Genomic DNA, 19,522 nt, shown 5'->3' on the forward strand with positions numbered 1-19,522 from the left:
TTCTACAATAGCGGATTATACAATATTCGCTATTTGTGTTATTTAAATCATTTAGCTTCATGCTCTTTAGCAAAATCAATTAAACTCTCCACGACTTCATTTAAATCTTCAGGCTTAAAAATGATACCAATTTTTTTCTCAACAACATCAAAAAAATAATCATCTAACGAATTTCTCATCTCGTTTATGGTTTTAGTATTTCTTGACCAATGAACAATTATTTTTTGCTTAATGATGTTATAGGTATCATGAGCAATTTGAATGGCATTTTCATGCTGATTTTGATTTGTTTTATCCTGTAAAAAGTTAAGTAATTTTCTGTAAAAAACTAGCTTTGTTTTGTTGTTGTCTAATTCACTTGGTACGTCTTTTTTAAGTTCATTTATTATATTTATATATTTATTTAAAAGCTCACTATCTGATAAACTTTTATTGTACTTTGCTATTGTATCATTTATAAGTTTGGTAAATTTCTGAAAAAGTGCAGGATCAATACGCATACAATTATTAAGAATATATCTTATCTCATTATTAATTTGGTTAGCTTTCTCTAAACCTGTAATGTCTGTTCTTTTCATAAAATTTATAAATATTTTCTCATCAAAAATGTTAATCATTCCAGTCTTAATAATATCACCGGCAGTAATATGCTCATCAAGTAACTTTGCGATTTGATCGGTATATATTTTTTTATCTGTTTTTTCATTATAACGCTTTTCTACTATTTTCTTAAGCTTGTTAAAGTTTTTTAATTCATTATATAATTCTTCTAATTCTTTTTGTTTAAAAGATTCAGCTAATTTATTAGAATTAGAGAATATAGACATCAAATTTTTTAACCTGTCTAGCAGGAAATAAAAATTACTCCGTATATTTTCATCGGCTAAATATTGCTCTAGTTGTTCAGGATCTGAGTTATTAGATACATTTGTAAAAATATTTTTAATTTTTTGCAGTAGTGGAAAAAGCTCTTTTATTTTATCATTTACGACAAATATAGCCTCTTTTAAATCTTCTTTATCGAAATTTTTTAATTTATCACTATCATAAAGTTTGCAGGCATCGTCTAATTTGACTGCTAACCCTTCATAGTCAATTATATAACCGTATTCCTTAGTTTTTTCGTTCTCTTCAAATAAACGATTTGCACGAGCGATTGCTTGTAAAAGAGACTGCTCTTTTAGTTTTTTGCATATATAAACTACAGTATTACGGGGTGCATCAAAACCGGTTAGTAATTTTGAGACTACAATTAAAATTTCAGGGTTATCAGCATTTTTAAATTTTTCAATGATTTGGTTTGATCTTAAACCTTTTTGGGTAGCTAAAAATTCCTGTATTTCATTTTTGCTTTCAATGTCCTCATGACCTTCTCGATCATCGACAGAAGATATAACAACTTCAGAACTTACTTGATTTATCTCATCCAAAAATTTTTTAAAATGAATAGCAATAGATCTAGAGGGGGCTATTAACATGGCTTTTAAACCGGTGCCTTTGAACGTCGTTGAATAATGCCTTGAGATATCAGCTGCTTTAGCCTTAATAACTTCCTTTGTATTGGAAAGTGCATCTAGGCTACTATATGCTTTTTTTAAAGCTACTTTTGTTTCTTCATCTACTCCATCAGTAATTATATCAAAATTTTTATTAAGTAATGATTCATTATTAAGACGCTTCAGAATATTACGCCCCTCATAAAATAACGGTACGATCATACTATCTTTTAACGCATCTTTTATAGTATATTTATGAATTAGCCCTCCAAACTTCTCCATAGTGTTTTTCTGCTCTTTTAAAAGCGGTGTACCAGTAAATCCTAGATAACAAGCATTAGGCAAGATAATTCGCATTTTATCTGCTAAATCACCGTACTGAGTACGATGACTTTCGTCGACAAGGACAAAAAAGTTATTATTAAAATCTTGAAAGCCTTGAAAAAAAGCTTTGTTAAATTTATGAATTACTGAAGTTATAACAGACGTACTACCTCTAAGCAACTCAATTAAATTTTTGGATGAAGTTGCAAGTTTAGGTTCAAATCCACAATTTTTAAAAGCATGTTTAATTTGCTCATCAAGTTCAATTCTGTCGGTTATAATTATGATACGTGGACTTGCAATATTAGCAGATTCAAGTAAAAATTTGGCAATAAATATCATTGTTAAAGATTTGCCCGTACCTTGCGTATGCCATATTACTCCCCCTTTTCTGATATTATGCTCCTCATCTCGGAGTACTCTTTTTACGGCTGCATGTGTAGCAAAAAACTGATGATGGCGGGCTATTTTTCTTACTGAATTATCAAAAACACAAAAATTAACAACTAAATCAAGTAATCTTTCAGGACGACATAAAGCATAAAGTACTTTATCTTGCTCGGTAGGCTCTACATTACCGGCTAATTCTTGTTTATCAAAATGATCTCTACAAGAAACAAAATCACCTGTATAAAGATTATTTTTTACTTCTTCATATAAAGGGGTATTAATTAGATTGCGGATAATATCGATATTTTGCTTTTCTTCCGTTTCTTCTCTCCAAGTACTCCAGTATTTTTTTGAGCTGCCTATGGTAGCGTATTTTGCTTCATTCTTATTTACGGTAATTAATATTTGAGCATAGTAAAAAAGTTGCGGTATTTCGTCTGATCTTTGATTACGTATATGTTGAGATATAGCTTGATCTAATGACTCGGTAGGTGACTTATTCTCAATTACTACAAAAGGTATACCGTTAACGAATAATACAATATCACATATACGTATACTGCCTATACGTATTTTTGACTCTACCGGCACTTCAAAAGCAACGTGATAAACATTATTCCAAGGCTCTTGCCAATCAATATATTTTAAGTCATAGCCTTTAAAGTTTTTCTTAATATTTGCACCTAAAGTTAGTAAATCATATATCTCTTGGTTAGTCTTTATTAAACCGTTTGGTTTATAGGATGTAAGTTGACGTACAGCCTCTTTTGCATCCTCATCATCTAATTTGAAATTATGCTTTGCCTTATTAAGTTTTTTAATTTGATCGATTAATATATCCTCTAGTAATATATCTTGTAAATTACTACGTTCTTTCTTTAGGTCTTCTTGATTAAGCAGTTTATAACCAAGTGCTATCAGCGTTTTCACGGCCGGTATATGAGAAAGATGTTTTTCGTTAAGATTCAATTCATTATTATTTGAGAACATAATTTTAATTATTTCTAAATTTCTTTGTAATTTCTAAGTAAGTTAACTATAGAGACGATTTACCTATTAAATTTGCTATCAAATATTTACTTATCTACTTGCATATCGCAGATACTTTAAAATCTGGAAGTCAAATAAGCGGCAAACCTGCACAGCGTATATTAATACGTGAACACAGGCGAATCCTGAAATTTGGCTTCTAGATTTTAAAGTATCAAAGATATACACGCCACTCGCCGGTAAGTAACTTCTGTATTAATCCTTGTTTTTGTTTTTTTATAAGTTCAAGCTCTTTTTTGTATGTTTCTAACTCATTACGCAAACTATTAAGATAGTTTGCAACCCGGCTTTGCTGCTCAAGCAAAGGTATATATACAACATAATTCTCAATAGAGAGTTTTTGAATATTTGGCAAACCTGATCCTGTTTTTAGCCGCATAATTTTAGGCTCATTTTGTTTGAGTTGAAAAAATAAAAAATATTTATTTAAATTAGTAGCTAAATTAGTGACTGAATAACAATGTCCGCCTAACCAAAATCTTTCCCTGCATAAATTTACAAAACCACACGAACCACCTTCGCTAATAGTAATAGTATTTGCTTCCATATTCCATTGATCCGTAAAGCCTGAAGGAATTACACCACCATTCCAAACAGGATAAATACCGCCTTTCATATCAAGGCGATTTAATTGTTTTCCTTTACGAATAGTGGCTATGCTAGAAAGTTTAACAGCTTGCCACTTTTCTTCTTTTGCCTGAGTACTGAAGATATTTGGTGGAGGCAAGTAAACGATTTGCCAGCCCCACCTAAACGACGATAGTTTTTTTATGCAACAAAATTTACAAGCAGCATAAGAATTTAAAGGGTTGGGACAAGCTTCCTGTAAAAATTTTGGATGATTCAAAAGCGGGTTGTAACATCGTGATTTACTTCTGCATTTATTTTCTTTATATAAAGATTTGCTACTAAATTTTATTGCTGCTTTATATTTTTCTATAGCTTCATTGTATATTGCATAAATTATTATTCTCGGCGTTTAAGCTTTCTGCTTTTTTCTGCTATAGTATTATTTCTTTACAGATATTTATTAATTATTGTGGCCAACGCTGCTTTATCTATTCTGTTATTTTCAAGATACAGCGTAGCAAGAGTAGAATTAGTTTTTAGCCCTAACACTAGTTCCTTTGCTCCACTTTTTGATTTATGTGTTTATCTTTTATCAACTATATAAAATATAGCTTATGACAAAACACAATAGTTATTTCCTGTAACTTCAACTATTTCTAGAGATTCAATATTCTCATCTATTTCTAAAAGTTCGTCATAATATTCTGTTTCTATAGAATATGGCTTAAGGAAACTTAGAATATGTAATATTATTTCATTAGATAAGTGCGAAATATGGACTTCACCTTTTGTAAGTTCAGTATTAGGATTTATTACTTTACATACCCCTGCTAGAGCTAAAGGATTTTCCTTAACAAAATTACTTGCGGTTGATAATAGAAATAAAATATCTGTTACATCTTCGTACTCTCTTAAATAATCTATTAGTAACTGCTTGTCAGCAATTTGATAAAATTTTAAAGCTATTAAATTTTGAATATTTAAATTTATATTTTTATCCTCAAGAGAAAAATCGTTAATTAAAAATAAAGATAATTTTTTTACTAATTCTCTGTTTAAGCAAATAATTTCCTCTACTTCTTCCGGTTCTTCTTTGCGTATATCTCCTAACCATTTATTTAGTATAAGAGTAGTAAGAGAATAATTAGTTTGTAGGGTTTCTATGAAAAAATTTATCCCTTCAGGGCTAACTCTGCTTCTTTCAAGTCTAAGATACGTAAAGTATTATTTATTTTTAATGCTTCCGCAAGAAATTCTGCTCCTTTATCACCTATAGCCCACTCATTGCCCCAATGACAATCGCTACCCAGGTCAAGATATGTAAGAGATTTATTTACCTTTAACCCTTCACTCCTATAACACCTACTTTGCTATGGTAAAGACTAAGATACTTTAATGTATCATTAAATTCTAAAGCTTTACCAATCGGTTCAATTGCTCTAGGAAATAAATAACCATTGCTACTTAAATCAAGTGAAATAAGCTTAGAGTTTTGTTGTAAAAATTCTGCAATTAATTTTACCCGATCACTTTGTATAAAAGCATCCTCTAGAATAAGGCAAGTAAGCTTAGAACTAATTTTGCTATCAAAAGTTAGTATATTAAGAATAAATTTTATCGTATCAATATAGACAATCTTATGTCTAATCTCTAAAACAGTATTATCCTCTTCTAAATTTTTGGCTTCTTTAGAAAATCCTTGTTGTTCTAAAAACTTTATTAGCTTTTGCATACTTATTAAATTCTATGAATTTTAATATTTTGTTAAAAATAAGCTTATAGACAGAATAATAATAAGGAGTTTTAAGAATGTAATAGAAATTTAACTAAAAGTATGAATAAATGAATTGAAGAGGATTTAAGGAATATATAAAGTTAGTTTTTTTGATAATATTTAAAATTCGGAATTTAAAAGAGATTTAATACAAAAATTAGACATTTTGGAACATAAAAGGAACATTCAAAGTTTTTGCTAAATTTCAAAAAGCTCTGAAACCCTTGTAGGAACTGGTGGAGGCAAAGGGAATCGAACCCTTGACCCTCTGCGTGCAAAGCAGATGCTCTACCCCTGAGCTATGCCCCCGATTGTGTAGAAGATATATTGTTTGTAAGTAATTAAGATAAGCTTTTAACTAATCCCCAAGGCAATGGCTGACCGTTACTTCCTACGACTAAATCCCCGGAAGATTCATATTCAGCAGCTAGAAAGGAATTTTGAGCAGCAATAAGCTTTACCGGTTTGATTTTCTGACCGTTATGAAAACATTCTTTAGCCTGTTCCCTAGAAGTCGGGTTATTTTTGGAAGCTGTTTTTGCTTTAGCTTTAGACATACACTATTAACTTTTTCTTAAACTTGTGAAGAATATAAAACTTTTTCCTAAACTTGTCAATAACTACCGTCTAGTAATATCTCAGAAAATGATTATTCTTCCGTTATTATTCGCTTTCACCGGCTAACGCTACTTTAAATTCTGCTATTTCTGATACCGTTTTTCCGTCATATATAATAAACCCTATTCCTTTAAACTCTACTTTTGCGTTGATATCAGCACCATATGATAATAACAGCTTATATATTTCATCATCCTTAATATCTTTAGAAGTATATCGAACGTTTTTAGCAACCGCATGTAAAGGTGTTTCTCCGGATTTTCTTTGATCAACCGCAGCTCCTTTCTCAAGTAATAGTTTTGCTACATTCAAGTACTTACCGCTTACAGCTTCATATAAAGGTGACCCTAGCAAAGCTCCCTCGTAACCGTTTACTGCAGCTCCTTTTGCTATTAGATATTCTGCCACTTCATAATGTCCATAACGTGCAGCCGTATTTAAAGGAGTGTCCTTAAAAACATCACAACACATATTAACTTTTGCTTTTTTTGCTTTAACTAGCCAGTTAGCAACTTTTATTGCGTTATTTGAAGATGCTGAAAATAATTCAGTAGTAGATATTGTTCGTAATTTATTTAAACCTTTTATTACATCTTCTCTATCAAGAGAGATAGCTTCTTTTAAAACATTTTCAAAACCATATCGATTTACATAAGACTTGATATCTTTTGATAACAGAGTTAAATTACACTTTAATAGTTCCTTTATCATATTCTACATAAAGAAATTACTCGTTAACTAAATTTATCTAACTTTAAATACCCGGATGCGTATTTGTGTAGAACGCTAGCAATAAGAGTTTGATAAGGTATCCCTTCTTGTGCTGCCACTCTTTTTATATGATTCAAATCATGTAACGGCAATCTAATATTAATTCTTTCAGATTTTTTAAAAAAATTAGCAGCTGCAATTTTAGCTATCTCTTTTTGCTTTTTTAGCTCTTCTTCAGGTAGTTTTACAAGTTCACCTTTTTCAAAATAATCTAATATTTCTTGCTCTTCCTCTGTTAATTTATATTTCTTCATAGTTTTTTACCTTTAGCTTTAAACTTATTAGTACTTAAATATGATTTTAAAAGAATTACTAACCTCTCGGTGTCATTCTCGCGTGGCATTGTTGCATGGTTCAATTTCACTTCTGTCAAGCCACGGGGTGACACAGTGGGTTTTACCGATCCACGCAATAAAGCCTTCTCGCGTAGGCGGGAATGACATAAACGAGCCATGCAACAACATCGACATTCAGTAGAAATGACACTAAACCCCTATTAAACAATTCGCTTCAAGCAAATTCTTTCGGTGATTTCTTTAAGTTTTTCTACTCTTTCAATTAAGTATAAAAGCTGTTCTTTTGTAATTTTATAGTTTTTATCATACCTCGCATCAACATAAGCTTTCCGAAGTAATTTAAAACATTCTTTTTGTTCGGAAGTTGCCATAGGAAACACTTGCAATAACTCATTATTATAATTTGCAGCTCTACTACCTAACTTTTTTATATCATGCAATTTAGGCTTATAATTAGAAAAAACTAATAAAATAGTGCTATACAAACTTTCGGTAGCTTGATGTAGTTCAAAAGCACATTTATTTAAATTACCTCTTAGTAAAATGTTATGAACATCAATAAGACATTCATTAGCATGTTTAAACCACTCTTCATAATATTTTTTAGCAATTTCTTTCATCTCACTCCAAGGTAAATCTTTAGCTTCACTAAGTGTAAATTCCTTGCTATTATATAAAAGAATACCTTCTTTCTTAATATCGGTGAAAAAATAACTCCCTTTCTCTAACTGACTATTCACCTCGTCTATTGATTCAAGAATTATGGATATCTCTGAATCATACGGGATAATCTGATCTTTTATTACTCCTGTTTTCTCTAACCTCTTATATATATTATCTTCTAACCTTAAAGTAGCATGTCCTTTATATTTACCTTTTTTTAGAATTATTAAAATATCGGTATCGCTATGGTAACCGTTAGGTAGATCACGTACCCAATCGCCTCTTGCAAAAGAGCCGTATAAGATAATCATAGCGATTTTATCCTGCGCAATATCTAAAATCTGCTGTACTATAAAATTAAGCCTAGCTTGGATTTTTAGAGAACGTTCAGGTAAAGTGGTTTTCATTATAATACTCTTATGTCATTCCCGCGTAGGCGGGAATCCAGTACTTTAAAGCCTTTTAAGCTTTATTTGAATAAAACCTTGATCTTAAATATTTTTTTAAAGCTCGATTTATCTCGCTTTATGCTGGATTCCCGCCTACGCGGGAATGACATAAGTGAGCCACACAACAAACGCAGCTTTTAGCTAGGAATGACATCGAGTAAAAATCGTAGCGTATTATAGGTTTTCATCTATTCATTTGCACCATGACAATATTTATATTTCTTGCCTGAACCGCACGGACATAGCTCATTACGAGATACCCTCCCCCAGCTAGTAGGATCATCAGGGTTTCTATCTTTTGGGTCAATACGTGATACGACTGGTTTAAGGTCAGTCTCAAGGCTACTTCCTGCGTTATATTTACTAAATGCCGGATCTTCTCGACTCTCACGCATATTTTTCTGAAGTTTTTTATGCTCAAGCGAAACATCTTCTTTTTGAATATGTTTTAAGTCGATATGGAAGTGATATACTGTTTGAATAAATAATTCTTTTAAATTATTAAGCATCTGCTCGAATAAGTTAAATGCTTCTCTTTTATATTCGCTAAGAGGGTCTTTTTGAGCATAAGCTCTAAGCGATATGCCTTGTCTTAAATGATCTAAGCTATATAAATGATCTTTCCAAACTTGATCAAGAGTAGTTAGTAAAATATATTTCACGGCATTATGCATTAACTCGCTACTATAAGCTTCTTCTTTTGACTTATATATATCATGAGCCGTTTGTATAACGATTTTCGTGATTTCTTCTTCCGTTACGTCATTTTTACTTACTAAATTATGATCAAATTTCATAGAAAAGACACGATACAATTCTACGCTTAAATTTTCTATATCCCAATCTTCTCTATAAGAGCCTACCGGCATAAAAGTTAATACTATCTTTTTAGCGAGTTCCTCAGTAGTACTATTTAAGAAACCGTGACTATCTTTAGATTTAATAATTTCAGTACGTTGCTCGTATATTATCTTACGTTGGTCATTCATTACATCATCAAAACGTAATAAATTTTTACGCATCTCGTAGTTATGCCCTTCAACTTTTTGCTGAGCTTTCTCAAGTGAACGACTAATCATCGGATGGTGGATAGCCTCTCCATCTTTCAATCCAAGTGTTCTAAGAACTCCTGATATACGATCTGATGCAAAAATACGCATTAAATCATCATCAAGCGATAGGAAAAACTTAGTTTTTCCTGGATCACCTTGTCTACCCGATCTTCCTCTTAGCTGATTATCTATCCTACGGCTTTCATGCCTTTCCGTACCTATTACAAATAACCCGCCTGCTTCAATAACTTGCTTCTTTTCTTCGGCAATTTGAGCTTTTATTTCAGCTGTTTTAGCTTCATAATTATGATCTTTATCTAGCTGCTCTATTAACATTTCAGGATTACCGCCAAGCATAATATCGGTACCTCGCCCTGCCATATTAGTTGCAATCGTTACTGCCTTAAACCTACCTGCTTGAGCAATAATAAAAGCTTCCTGCTCATGAAACTTAGCATTTAATACTTTGTGAGGGATTTTTTCTTTATTTAAAACGCTTGAAAGCTCTTCTGACTTTTCTATGCTTATCGTACCGACAAGTATAGGCTGACCACGATCGTAACAATCCTTAATCAGCTTTAATATAGCATCATATTTTTCTTTTTTACTACCGTAAATCTCATCATCAAGGTCAAGCCTTGTAACTTTATTATGGGTTGGAACTGCAACCACATCGAGATTATATATGTCTTTTAATTCAGGTGCTTCGGTCATAGCCGTACCGGTCATACCTGATAATTTAGGATAATTACGAAAATAATTTTGGAAAGTAATTGATGCAAGAGTTTGGTTTTCATTTTGAATTTTCACATTTTCTTTTGCTTCTAATGCTTGATGTAACCCTTCCGAATATCTACGCCCCTCCATTACACGACCGGTAAACTCATCGATAATCATTACTTTACCTTCACGCACCAAATAATCTACATCAATAGTAAACATATTATGAGCTCTTAAGGCTTGATTAACATAATGTACTAAAGTTAGATTCTCAAAATCATATAAACCGGAATCAGGCTTTATAAGATGTTCTTTACTTAAAAGTGATTCTATATGTGTAATACCGGTTTCCGTTAAATTGATAGTTTTTAATTTTTCGTCTTTTTCAAAATCACTTGTATTAAGCAGGCGTACAATTTTATCAATTTTACCGTATAATTCCGAATTATCATTAACCGGACCTGATATAACGAGCGGAGTTCTTGCTTCATCTATCAAAATCGAATCAACCTCATCGATGATAGCAAAATTAAAAGGACGAAGTACTCGCTCCTGCAAGCTATACTTCATATTATCTCTTAAATAATCGAAACCGAGTTCATTATTTGTTGCATGAGTAATATCGGCATTATAGGCGGCTCGTTTTGCTTCATCAGGCATACCGGCAACAATACATCCAACCGATAAACCTAAAAAATTGTAAATTTTACCCATGGAAGCAGAATCACGGCTTGCCAAATAATCATTCACGGTTACAACATGTACACCTTTTCCGGTTAAAGCATTTAAATAAGCAGGAAGCGTTGCAACTAAGGTCTTACCCTCACCGGTACGCATTTCGGTAATCATGCCTCTATGTAATATAAGACCGCCTATAAGCTGAACATCAAAATGACGCATACCGCAAACTCTTCTAGCCGCTTCCCTAACTACCGCAAACGCCTCATATACTATATCGTCTAAAGTAGCTCCGTTTTTAAGCTTTTCTTTAAACTCTACAGTTTTATTCTTTAACTCCTCATCTGATAATTTTTGTATAGCAGGCTCAAGCGAGTTAATTTTTGTAATTTCAGAAAATAGTTTTTTTACAGTACGATCATTTGCAGTACCGAAAAGTTTTTTTAAAATAGAAAGCATTAAAGTCCTTATGATATTTTTAGTATTTTAGTACTTAAATATAGGTATATTTTATAAAATTATCAAATGTTATAATTTTATTTAAATGAATAATTTTTTATTGAAAGGCATTTTTTTACTACAAATATTTGTAAATTATTATTAATAAATAAAATATTCTCAAATAGCTGTTGACGGTTATATATTATTTTTATAAAATTTAAGCTTATGTTTAACACAATTATGAGTCATAAATGAAAAAATTATCTGTTATATTTTTATCAGTTAGCATGCTTTCCGGTATTGCTTTTGCCGATAAAAACAAAGTAGTTGCTACCTATAAAGGCGGTGAAGTAAAAGAATCGCAAATTATGAAAGAATTTAAGCCTCAGCTTAATCTTCAATCAGGTGAAACAATCAAAAATTTTGATGATTTTCCACCGCAAGATCAGGAAAAATTAATAAAAATTTATGTTAATAATATTTTGTTAAAAGAAGAAGTTGCTAAGTCAAATATTACTTCTTCTAAAGAATTCCAAGAAAAACTTGAAAATGCAAAAAATCAATTAGCTCAACAAGAATTACTAGCAAATTATATAAAATCTAATATTACAGATAAGATGTTTGATGACGAATATAATAAATATGTCGGTAATCTTAAAGGTAAAGAGCAAATAAAAGTTGCTCATATTTTAGTTAAATCTCAAAAAGAAGCTAACGATATAAAGACCAAATTAAGCAAAGGTGGAAATTTCACTAAGCTTGCAGAAGAATCATCTCTTGATAAAGCTTCAGCTTCAAACGGCGGAGTTATAGGTTACATTCTATTAAATCAACCTGGACAGTTAGTACCGGAATTTGAGAAGAAAGCTTTTGCTTTAAAAGTAAATGAAGTTTCAACTCCCGTAAAAACCGATTTCGGTTGGCATATTATCAAAGTGCTTGAGAAAAAACCTGTGCCTATTCCAACAAAAGAAGAAGCAAAAGTAACTATTGATAATATATTAGCTGCAGAAGTACTAAAGAAATATATTTCTGATTTAGAAGCTAAAGCCGATTTAAAAATCATGTTACCTAAAGCAGACAGCAAAGCTGGATCGTAATTTATATTTCGTTATTAAACGTACTCGGTGTCATACCGTGGCTTGACCACGGTATCCAAAAAAATAATTAAAAATACTAATAATTTTAGTATTTTTAGCTGGATCCCGCGATCAAGTCGCGGGATGACAGCAGTGAAATTGATCCACGTAAGGTCAATGCACCCGCCTACGCGGGAATGACACTATAACTCCCCCTCGACTACAGCAAATGCTACACATACAGGATAATCATCAGAAAGAGAAAGGTGAATATTAAAAGGTGGGAGTTTGTTTGTATAGTTTGAACTAACTTCTACTATAGGCTTGCCCAAATTATCATTTAGTATAGTAATATCTTTTAAATTTATACCTTGACCTATACCGACTCCAAAGGCTTTACTTACAGCTTCTTTAGCAGCAAAACGCTTTGCTAAAAATACAGCATGACCTGTTTTGTCCAATAAACTAAACTGCACTAACTCCTTTGAAGTTAGAATTTTTTTAGCAAAAAGTTCCGGATATAAATGTAATATTTTTTCGATTCTAGGAATTTGTACTATATCAGTACCGACACCGATAAGCATTTACTTATCTTCAAAATCATCACCGGTCTCATCAATAAAAATTTGATCATCTAAATCAGAGTGATCTTCCGTTATACAAACCTCAGGTAAATACTCAAATTTTTCTTCTATATCTTCTGATTCATCCTGATTAACAATCGGCTCTATCATAGTTTTTGTACGCAGACTGTTTATTAGGTCTTGTTCTAACTGTTCTACCGATACTTTTCCGGCAGCAATTCTACGTAATGCGATAACAGGAGGTTTATCACGCTTTTCTTTTTTGATTTGATTAGTTTCTACTTTATAATTTAATAATTTAGCATATCTTGTTGCTAGTACAACAAGCCGAAACCTATCCGGTATAATTTTATTACAATCTTCTGCCGTAATTCTTGCCATAATTTTCTCCGTTAAAATTTTTTCAGTGTCATACCGTGGCTTGACCACGGTATCCAGAAAAATAATTTAAAATACTAATTAATTAGTATTTTAAGCTGGATCCCGCGATCAAGTCGCGGGATGACAGAGGTAGAACCTCATAACACCAATTGACTTATTATACTCTTTTTATATCCGCACCGCAATTACTTAATTTTTTTTCTAAATCTTGAAAGCCACGATCCAAGTGATATATTCGGTGTAATACGGTTTTGCTATTAGTACTAAGACCGGCGAGTATCAGCGATACCGAAGCTCTAAGGTCGCTTGCCATAACTTCTGCTCCTTTTAACATTTCTACACCTCGAACGACCGCCTTATTACCTCGTACTACTATATCTGCTCCCATTCTACATAATTCAGGGACATGCATGAAACGATTTTCAAAAATATTCTCGGTAATCATTGAAACACCGCTACTAAGCGTCATAAGGCTCATAAATTGTGCTTGCAAATCAGTAGCAAAGCCAGGATAGGGATTAGTTTCTAAATCAACTGAATTTAACTTCCCTTCATAAGTTACTTGCACTCCGTTATTGATTGGCACGACTTTTATACCCGTTTCAATGAGTTTTAAAGCTATATTTTCTATAATATGGTAATCAATCCCACAAATTTTTACATCACCTTTAGTAATGGCAGCAGCAAACATATAAGTACCGGCTTCGATACGATCAGAAAGTACTTTATAGCTCGCTTTATTCAAAGAATCCTTACCTTTAATTGTTATTTCGCTAGTGCCGACACCTACAATATCGGCTCCCATTTTGATAAGGCAATTACATAAATCAACTATTTCCGGCTCCAGGCCGCAATTAAAAAGCACGGTTTCTCCCTCTGCTAAAACAGCTGCAAGTATTGCATTAATCGTAGCACCTATGGAAACTTTATCAAAAGCAAAATGAGTACCTTTTAAGCGTCCTTTACTTGAAGCGTTAATATAACCGTCTTCTATTTCAATCGTAGCTCCCATAGCTTTTAATACGGCAATATGCAAATCTACTTGCCTTGCTCCAATAGCACAACCACCCGGAAGCGATACTTTTGCTTTACCGTATTTAGTAAGCAAAGGACCAAGCACCCAAATCGATGCTCTCATTTTACGAACTATTTCATAATTTGCGGTAAAGTTATTTATATTTCTGGTATTAATTATAAGCTCAAATTCATCTTGATGTTCTAATATTTCAATATCTGCCCCGTGACTTCTTAGCAAATCTTTCATAGTACTAACATCCGTTAACTTTGGAACATTAGTAATATGCAGTTTATCGGTAAGAATAGACGCCGCCATAATAGGTAATACGGCATTCTTAGCACCGCTAATATTAATACTACCTTTAAGAGGCTTACCGCCGTGAATAATTAATTTTTGCATAAGTTATTTGTAATGAGAATTGGTTTTTAGAACAATGTCACCCCGTGGCTTGCTCCTCTAGTGTACGAATGTTCAGGATGTCATTCCTGCGAAAGCAGGAATCCATAGAACTATTCAATTAAATCTTTCCATTCAGGGTTAGCTTTTTCTATCAGTTCTATTTTTCAGCTACGTTTCCACTTTTTCAAGTTTTTCTCTCTTGTAAGTGCTTCTTTAATATCAGTAAATTCTTCTGTATAAACAAGCTTTATAATATTATATTTTGAGGTAAAACCTTTTATTATTTTTTGCTTATGTTCATAAGCACGACGTATTATATTGTTAGTAATACCAATATATAAAGTACCATGCTTATTAGAGCATAATATATATACCCAATACATTTTTTGTTTTTTAGTTTTATTTTATGGATTCCTGCTTTCGCAGGAATGACATCGAATGCCTTTTCCGAGCCGTGTGCAACAACACCTACAGGTCGCTTAGCTCGACGATTTGCGTAATAATGACACTGTACTATACATCCAAATTCACGACATTTAACGCATTCGCTTGGATAAATAATCTACGAGGTTCAACAACGTCACCCATTAAAGTAGAGAAAATGCCTTCCGCTTCATCGACCTCCGCAACTCTTACCTGAAGCAAAGTTCTTTTTGCAGGGTCAAGAGTAGTTTCCCATAATTGGTCGGAATTCATCTCACCAAGACCCTTAAAACGCTGGATGTTTATTCCTTTTTTCCCACATTCTATAATGGTAGTTAATAACTGGCTTGCTGTTAAAATACCGAATTCCTGACTTTTCACTATAAGCTTTAATTGCTTACTGAATATATCAAAAATTGTTAAAGCAAGCTTTGATATTTGTATAAACTCAAATGATTCTAACTGCTCTTTCAACAATATTTTACTTTCTTTTAAACCCCTACTAAAACGGAAGAACTCTATTTTATTTTCATGTTTTAAAATTTCCCAGCTAGTTTTATCAGGTGACTCTTCTAAGCTATTTAAAACATCTAAAGCTTTTTCAAGTCTTAAGTCACTTTCAGCTTCAAATATTTTGTTATTAAGTAAGTCATTAATTGCAAGAATTTCAGTAATTGAGCGATTAAATTTTTTGCTAGCATGATCAAGCAAGCCGTTAAACTTAACTACTTTATTAATTAGCTCTTCTAAATTATCGCCTACTAACTGTTCTTTACCGTCTAGAGTTAAGGTTGCATCATTGATAGTTGATTTTATCAAATAATCTTGCAAAGCTTGCTCATTCTTTAAATAAAGCTCGGCTGCTCCTTTCTTTACCTTATAAAGCGGCGGCTGGGCTATATATAGATAGCCTTTATTTATTAGCTCAGGCATATGACGATAGAAAAATGTAAGCAATAAAGTTCTAATGTGCGAGCCGTCAACATCAGCATCAGTCATAATAATAACTTTATGATATCTAAGCTTTTCTAAAGAAAATTCTCGCTCAACACTAATTCCAAGAGCTGTAATTAACGTACCGATTTGATCCGAACCGAGCATTTTGTCAAACCTTGCTCGCTCAACATTCAAAATTTTACCACGCAGAGGCAATATAGCCTGAATTTTACTATCCCTACCCTGCTTTGCAGTACCGCCCGCAGAGTCTCCCTCAACAATAAACAATTCTGAAATTGCCGGATCTTTTGCATGGCAATCGGCAAGCTTACCAGGTAAGTTCGAGACTTCTAAGGCTGATTTTCTTCGAGTTAGCTCCCTCGCTTTTCTAGCAGCTTCACGAGCATTAGCTGCTTCCATAATCTTAGCTATAATTGCCTTTGATTCCGCCGGATGCTCTTCAAACCACTCAAGAACCTTTTTATAAACGGCATTTTCAACAACCGGTCGTACTTCGGAGCTTACTAGCTTATCTTTTGTTTGAGAGGAAAATTTAGGATCAGGAACTTTAACGGAAAGTACGCAACATAAGCCTTCTCTAGTATCCTCACCGCTAAAGTCATTTTTAGATTTTTTATTAAGACCCTTAGTATCAAGGTAAGAGGTAATAACACGTGTTATCGCTGATTTGAAAGCACTAAGATGAGTTCCGCCGTCACGCTGCCTAATATTATTAGTAAAGCATAAAATATTTTCATGATAAGAATCGTTCCAGTGCATCGCAAGCTCAAGACTGATACCGGACTCAGCATTCTCCGTATTAACTACTATACATGGATGGATAGCATGCTTCGCTCTGTCTATATATTTTACATAAGCTTCTATACCGCCTGTATAATAAAACTCTACTTCTTTAACTTCTTCAAAGCGATTATCGACGAGTAAAATCTTTACACCTGAATTTAAAAAAGCAAGCTCACGAAGACGATGCTCTATAGTGCCGGAATCAAATTCTATATTAGTAAATGTTTCTACAGACGGAAAAAAAGTAACTTCCGTACCTTTTTTATCAATATTTTCTTTGACAATAGCAAGCGGAGCTTCTGTTATACCATTATTAAATCTAATCAAATATTCCTTATTATTACGCCAAATACGTAATTCAAGCCACTCTGAAAGAGCATTCACAACCGATACGCCGACACCGTGCAGACCGCCTGAAACCTTGTAAGAGTTCTGATCAAACTTACCGCCGGCATGAAGCTGCGTCATAATAACTTCAGCTGCCGATATTCCTTCTTCTTCATGAATTTCAACGGGTATACCTCGCCCGTTATCAGATACGGTTACCGAACCGTTTTTATTTAATGTTACTCTTACTAGATCACAATAACCGGCAAGCGACTCGTCGATAGCGTTGTCGACTACTTCATAAATCATATGATGTAGACCCGACCCGTCTCCAACGTCCCCGATATACATTCCCGGTCTTTTTCTTACGGCTTCAAGACCTTTTAAAACCTTTATAGAATCAGCACCATATGATGATTCATTAAATTTTTCTTCAATTTCCGACATAATCCGACACAATATTTATTTGTTGCTAGAAACAATAAAAATAACTATAACGTAACTTATTAGAATAGTAAAGTTTCTTGATTTAAAATTAGTGGCATTACCTCACCGATGTCATTCCCGCGTAGGCGGGAATGACATCGAAACAATACCAAATTAATGAGATAACAATGAATATATTAAAGTTAAAAAATATTTTCGACGTAATTGATGATTATGACGTGTTTTTATTTGATCTTTGGGGTGTAATAATCGAAGGAGGACATACTTACCCGGGCATCGTAGAAAATATTAATAAAATTATTAAACGGAAAAAAGTATATTTTGTTACTAATGCTCCGCGAAATATTTTTTCGCTGCATCAAACAATTAAATCTTGGGGAGTAAACGTGTTACCTGAAATGATTACTAGCTCAGGTGAAATAGCAGTAGAAATGATTTTAGAAAGTAAAGAACGATTCGGTATTGAAAAGCCGATAATATATCACTTAGGACATTTAAAAAATGATATAATAAACGGAATTCAATGTCCTATCACTGATGATATTAACAAAGCTAATATTTTCTTAATGACTATTTACAGAGACGAAAACGAAAATTTAGATTTAAACGAATTCGATGAGTTATTTAAAATTGTTGTACAACGTAAAATGGTCAATATTTGTGCTAATCCTGACCTTGGAATAAATCAACACGGTGTTTATAGATATTGTAGCGGCTATTATGCCGAGAAAATAAAGCAACTTGGCGAAAAAGTAATTTATAGCGGTAAACCATATGAAGACATATATAGCAAGATTTTAAAAGAATGTCATAATACCCCTAAGAATCGTATGTTAATGATTGGGGACACTTTTTACACCGATATACTTGCAGCAAATCGCCTTGGTATAGATTCTGGCCTAGTGTTAACCGGAAATTCTAGAGAATATCATAGTAATTTTGATAATAGTGATGAAAAACTAGATAGTTTAACGAAAGCTGCTATTAAACAATCGATTATGCCTAGTTTTGTAGTGAGTTTGTCGTAACTAATTGTCATCCCGTGGCTTGACCACGGGATCCAGTTAAAGATACTAAAGTTATTAGTATTTTTATTGTTTTTATGGACCCCGTGGTCAAGCCACGGGATGACAGAGGTGAAATTGATCCACACGGGAATAACATAGAAAAGCGGAAATGACATAGAAACAACTCTATTGATATTTTACTCATAATCTGCTATAGAGTAAAACTAAGAGACTATCTGTAAATAAATGTTAACCGATAATTTAGTTCTTTTTTGCTGCAAATTATAAGATTTTTTTGAAATATGAATAATATTCCTGCAGAAATCTTATAATTTTCGCTAAAAAAGCCCTTTAATTATTAATTAACATTTATTTACAGATAGTCTCTAAAGCGGTCGTGGCGAAATTGGTAGACGCGCAGCATTGAGGGTGCTGTTCTGTAAAAAGATTGGAAGTTCAAGTCTTCTCGACCGCACCATTCGCCGGTTTTTCACAAAGTCAAATTTTTTCTATTTTAATACTTCAGATTTTATATTTACTCCTAAGTTCTTCTTGTTAGCAAATGTTTGTGCTAAATTGCATACTCCTGATAAATGAAAAGGAGTTGAAATAAAAACTATTGCTTATTTGTACTCTGTGATTTATATTGATTATCAAATTGTATACCACCTTGCGTCAAACCTAGGCACAGCCTAACTAAATCAGTTTTAAATAATTATAATAAGTATACTCCGAAGCAAAATGAAGAGTTGTCATACTTCGACACAACTTCAAAAAGAGCAAGGAATCCACAAGGTGAGGAGCGGAGCGTATACTTAATACGTG

At 32.8% G+C, this 19,522-nt stretch carries 19 protein-coding genes, 2 tRNA genes and 1 pseudogene; 6 read left to right on the forward strand and 16 right to left on the reverse strand.

Features of this window, described 5'->3' with window-relative positions:
* Positions 1–47: 47 nt before the first annotated feature.
* Positions 48–3,200, reverse strand: a complete 3,153-nt coding sequence (locus AC5587_RS05615; protein WP_499162100.1) for a type I restriction endonuclease subunit R — start codon at positions 3,198–3,200, stop codon at positions 48–50.
* A 98-nt stretch (positions 3,201–3,298) separates the two neighbouring features.
* On the opposite strand from AC5587_RS05615, the pseudogene AC5587_RS05620 reads away from it, so the two are divergent.
* A pseudogene (locus AC5587_RS05620) lies at positions 3,299–3,394 on the forward strand (palindromic element RPE5 domain-containing protein); the annotation flags it as partial.
* A 20-nt stretch (positions 3,395–3,414) separates the two neighbouring features.
* Here the strand turns inward: AC5587_RS05620 and AC5587_RS05625 are convergent.
* The 8 genes from AC5587_RS05625 to AC5587_RS05660 form a co-directional block, all read right to left on the reverse strand.
* A complete protein-coding gene (locus tag AC5587_RS05625; protein WP_499162101.1) occupies positions 3,415–4,107 on the reverse strand; it encodes a restriction endonuclease subunit S in 693 nt (230 codons plus the stop codon).
* Between the two features lie 1,062 nt (positions 4,108–5,169).
* Complete coding sequence (locus AC5587_RS05630; RefSeq protein ID WP_499162102.1) at positions 5,170–5,562, reverse strand: hypothetical protein; 393 nt, start codon at positions 5,560–5,562, stop codon at positions 5,170–5,172.
* A 276-nt stretch (positions 5,563–5,838) separates the two neighbouring features.
* Positions 5,839–5,913 (reverse strand) — tRNA-Ala (locus AC5587_RS05635).
* Between the two features lie 32 nt (positions 5,914–5,945).
* Positions 5,946–6,161 (reverse strand): hypothetical protein, encoded by a 216-nt coding sequence (locus AC5587_RS05640; protein ID WP_499162103.1) that lies wholly within the window; start codon positions 6,159–6,161, stop codon positions 5,946–5,948.
* Positions 6,162–6,267: 106 nt separating this feature from the next.
* Positions 6,268–6,933 (reverse strand): ankyrin repeat domain-containing protein, encoded by a 666-nt coding sequence (locus AC5587_RS05645; protein WP_499162104.1) that lies wholly within the window; start codon positions 6,931–6,933, stop codon positions 6,268–6,270.
* Positions 6,934–6,956: 23 nt separating this feature from the next.
* On the reverse strand, positions 6,957–7,247 hold the full coding sequence (locus tag AC5587_RS05650; protein WP_410527333.1) for a CopG family antitoxin: 291 nt from the start codon (positions 7,245–7,247) through the stop codon (positions 6,957–6,959).
* The gene (locus AC5587_RS05655; RefSeq protein ID WP_499162105.1) at positions 7,244–7,447 is read right to left on the reverse strand and encodes a hypothetical protein; all 204 of its coding nucleotides are present in this window, start codon (positions 7,445–7,447) and stop codon (positions 7,244–7,246) included. Before AC5587_RS05655 ends, AC5587_RS05650 begins: the two co-directional genes overlap by 4 nt.
* Positions 7,448–7,489: 42 nt before the next feature.
* Entirely contained in the window at positions 7,490–8,359 is an 870-nt protein-coding gene (locus AC5587_RS05660; RefSeq protein ID WP_499162106.1) for a HEPN domain-containing protein, read from the reverse strand.
* Positions 8,360–8,371: 12 nt separating this feature from the next.
* On the opposite strand from AC5587_RS05660, the gene AC5587_RS05665 reads away from it, so the two are divergent.
* The gene (locus tag AC5587_RS05665) at positions 8,372–8,542 is read left to right on the forward strand and encodes a hypothetical protein (protein ID WP_410527336.1); all 171 of its coding nucleotides are present in this window, start codon (positions 8,372–8,374) and stop codon (positions 8,540–8,542) included.
* 47 nt (positions 8,543–8,589) lie between these two features.
* On the opposite strand, the gene secA is transcribed toward AC5587_RS05665, so the two are convergent.
* Positions 8,590–11,310, reverse strand: a complete 2,721-nt coding sequence (gene secA, locus AC5587_RS05670) for a preprotein translocase subunit SecA (RefSeq protein ID WP_499162107.1) — start codon at positions 11,308–11,310, stop codon at positions 8,590–8,592.
* A 233-nt stretch (positions 11,311–11,543) separates the two neighbouring features.
* Here secA and AC5587_RS05675 point away from each other — a divergent pair, with 233 nt between their 5' ends.
* Both AC5587_RS05675 and AC5587_RS05680 read left to right on the forward strand, forming a co-directional pair.
* On the forward strand, positions 11,544–12,392 hold the full coding sequence (locus AC5587_RS05675) for a foldase protein PrsA (RefSeq protein ID WP_499162108.1): 849 nt from the start codon (positions 11,544–11,546) through the stop codon (positions 12,390–12,392).
* A gap of 27 nt (positions 12,393–12,419) precedes the next feature.
* Positions 12,420–12,572 (forward strand): hypothetical protein, encoded by a 153-nt coding sequence (locus tag AC5587_RS05680; RefSeq protein WP_499163038.1) that lies wholly within the window; start codon positions 12,420–12,422, stop codon positions 12,570–12,572.
* Between the two features lie 2 nt (positions 12,573–12,574).
* Here the strand turns inward: AC5587_RS05680 and acpS are convergent, their stop codons facing one another.
* The 5 genes from acpS to gyrB all read right to left on the reverse strand — a co-directional run bounded on the left by acpS (position 12,575) and on the right by gyrB (position 17,690).
* A complete protein-coding gene (acpS, locus tag AC5587_RS05685; protein ID WP_410527339.1) occupies positions 12,575–12,955 on the reverse strand; it encodes a holo-ACP synthase in 381 nt (126 codons plus the stop codon).
* A complete protein-coding gene (gene rpoZ, locus AC5587_RS05690; protein ID WP_499162109.1) occupies positions 12,956–13,336 on the reverse strand; it encodes a DNA-directed RNA polymerase subunit omega in 381 nt (126 codons plus the stop codon).
* Between the two features lie 157 nt (positions 13,337–13,493).
* On the reverse strand, positions 13,494–14,753 hold the full coding sequence (gene murA, locus AC5587_RS05695; protein WP_410527341.1) for a UDP-N-acetylglucosamine 1-carboxyvinyltransferase: 1,260 nt from the start codon (positions 14,751–14,753) through the stop codon (positions 13,494–13,496).
* Between the two features lie 164 nt (positions 14,754–14,917).
* Positions 14,918–15,136, reverse strand: coding sequence for a GIY-YIG nuclease family protein (locus AC5587_RS05700; protein ID WP_410527342.1), 219 nt, complete (start codon positions 15,134–15,136; stop codon positions 14,918–14,920).
* 130 nt (positions 15,137–15,266) lie between these two features.
* Entirely contained in the window at positions 15,267–17,690 is a 2,424-nt protein-coding gene (gene gyrB, locus AC5587_RS05705; protein ID WP_499162110.1) for a DNA topoisomerase (ATP-hydrolyzing) subunit B, read from the reverse strand.
* Between the two features lie 167 nt (positions 17,691–17,857).
* Here gyrB and AC5587_RS05710 point away from each other — a divergent pair, with 167 nt between their 5' ends.
* Positions 17,858–18,718, forward strand: a complete 861-nt coding sequence (locus tag AC5587_RS05710) for a TIGR01459 family HAD-type hydrolase (RefSeq protein ID WP_499163006.1) — start codon at positions 17,858–17,860, stop codon at positions 18,716–18,718.
* Positions 18,719–18,725: 7 nt separating this feature from the next.
* Here the strand turns inward: AC5587_RS05710 and AC5587_RS05715 are convergent, their stop codons facing one another.
* The gene (locus tag AC5587_RS05715; protein ID WP_499162111.1) at positions 18,726–18,902 is read right to left on the reverse strand and encodes a hypothetical protein; all 177 of its coding nucleotides are present in this window, start codon (positions 18,900–18,902) and stop codon (positions 18,726–18,728) included.
* 186 nt (positions 18,903–19,088) lie between these two features.
* Here AC5587_RS05715 and AC5587_RS05720 point away from each other — a divergent pair.
* Positions 19,089–19,175: transfer RNA gene (locus AC5587_RS05720), tRNA-Leu, on the forward strand.
* Positions 19,176–19,522: the final 347 nt, after the last annotated feature.

It is taken from the genome of Rickettsia endosymbiont of Hedychridium roseum, assembly GCF_964028255.1.
Taxonomy (GTDB): domain Bacteria; phylum Pseudomonadota; class Alphaproteobacteria; order Rickettsiales; family Rickettsiaceae; genus Rickettsia; species Rickettsia asembonensis.